General features: G+C 72.6%; 2 protein-coding genes. Both read left to right on the forward strand.

The genetic code is table 11. The features are described 5' to 3' along the window. The first annotated feature begins 125 nt into the window (after positions 1 to 125). Positions 126 to 917, forward strand: a complete 792-nt coding sequence (gene modA / locus BH719_RS07720; RefSeq protein WP_009744266.1) for a molybdate ABC transporter substrate-binding protein — start codon at positions 126 to 128, stop codon at positions 915 to 917. Between the two features lie 9 nt (positions 918 to 926). Then, positions 927 to 1725, forward strand: a 799-nt coding sequence (locus BH719_RS10205) for an ABC transporter permease (protein ID WP_009744267.1), incomplete at its 3' end; no start/stop codon positions are given.

Consider the following 1725-nt stretch of genomic DNA (forward strand, 5'->3'; position numbering starts at 1 on the left):
CGCACTTTTCCGCGATGATCCGGGGGCTCAGACGGGTTGATGCGGCGCTCGCGCGCGTGGATCGGCTTCCCTGTGCTTTCTTGCTATATTTAGTTTGACTCGCCCCATTGAAAAGGAGTGTCCCAGTGCGCCGCATCCGCGTGACCCTGGCCGCCACGGCCGCCGCCCTCGCCCTCGCCGCCTGCGGAGGCGGAGGGGGGAGCGCCGCCCAGTCCGACCGGACCGCTCCCGCCCCCGCCCAGACGGCGGTCCTCAACGTCTTCGCCGCCGCCTCGCTCAAGGAGGCCTTCGGCGAGCTCGAGAAGACCTTCGAGGCCGCCACCCCCGGCGTCGACGTCGCCTTCAACTTCGCCGGGTCGCAGGACCTCGTCTCCCAGCTCGCCGAGGGCGCGGACGCCGACGTGCTGGCCACCGCGAACGAGTCCACCATGGCCAAGGCCGCCGAGGCCGGCCTGGTCGGCGAGCAGACCGTCTTCCTCTCCAACACCCTCACCCTGGTCGCCCCCAAGGGCAACCCCGCGGGCGTCACCGGCCTCGACTCCTCCCTGGACAACGCCAAACTGGTCGTCTGCGACACGGAGGCGCCCTGCGGCAAACTCACCAAGGAGCTCACGGGCGCGCTCGGCATCACCCTCAACCCCGTCTCGGCCGAGCCCAACGTGAAGGACGTGCTGGGCAAAGTGGCCAGCGGCGAGGCCGACGCGGGCGTCGTCTACCGGACCGACGCGAACGCCGCCGAGGACCAGGTCGAGGCCATCGGCATCCAGGGCGCCGACCAGGCCGTCAACAAGTACCCGATCGCCCCGGTCGAGGCCACGAAGAACGCCGAACTCGCCCAGAAGTGGATCGCCCTGGTCCTGTCCCCCGAGGGCCAGTCCGTCTTCGAGCGGGCCGGTTTCACCCCCGCCGCCCAGTAGTCCGGACCCGTGGGCAAACGCCGCGCGCCCGCCGTCAGCCCGGTCCCCGTGTGGACCGCGGCCGTCGGCGGGCTCGCCCTCGCATTCCTGGTGCTGCCCCTCGTCTTCATGGCGGGGCGCGTCCCATGGGGCCGACTGCCCTGGATCCTCGCCTCCGAGGAGTCCGTGGCGGCCCTCGGCCTGTCCCTGCGCACCTGCGCCGCCGCGCTCGCCGTCGACCTGGTGCTCGGCGTGCCCGCCGCGGTGCTGCTCTCGCGCGACTGGCGCCTCGTCCGCTTCTTCAGGGTGCTGGTCGCCGTGCCCCTCTCCCTGCCGCCCGTCGTCGCGGGCATCGCCCTGTTGGCCGCGTTCGGGCGCAAATCCCCCATCGGCGCGTCAATGGAGGCCTGGGGCGCCTCCATCGCATTCTCCACCACTGCCGTCGTCGTCGCCCAGGTCTTCGTCTCACTGCCCTTCCTCATCGTCACCCTGGAGGCGGCGCTGCGCGCCAGGCCCGAGGGCCTGGAGGAGATGGCCTCCTCCCTGGGCGCCTCGCCCTCCCGGGTCCTGTGGCGGGTGACCCTCCCCATGGTCCTCCCCGGCCTGGCCAGGGGCAGCGCCCTCGCCCTGGCGCGCTGCCTCGGCGAGTTCGGCGCCACCCTCACCTTCGCGGGGTCGATGCAGGGCGTCACCCGCACCATGCCGCTGCAGATCTACCTGGCGCGCGAGTCGAACACCGAGCTGGCCCTGGCCCTGGGCGCCGTCCTGCTCATGGCCGCCACCGTGGTCGTCGCCCTCACCGAGCTCCCCCGCCGGATCCGCCGCCGGC

It is taken from the genome of Pauljensenia hongkongensis (assembly GCF_001746855.1).
Lineage (GTDB): Bacteria > Actinomycetota > Actinomycetes > Actinomycetales > Actinomycetaceae > Pauljensenia > Pauljensenia hongkongensis.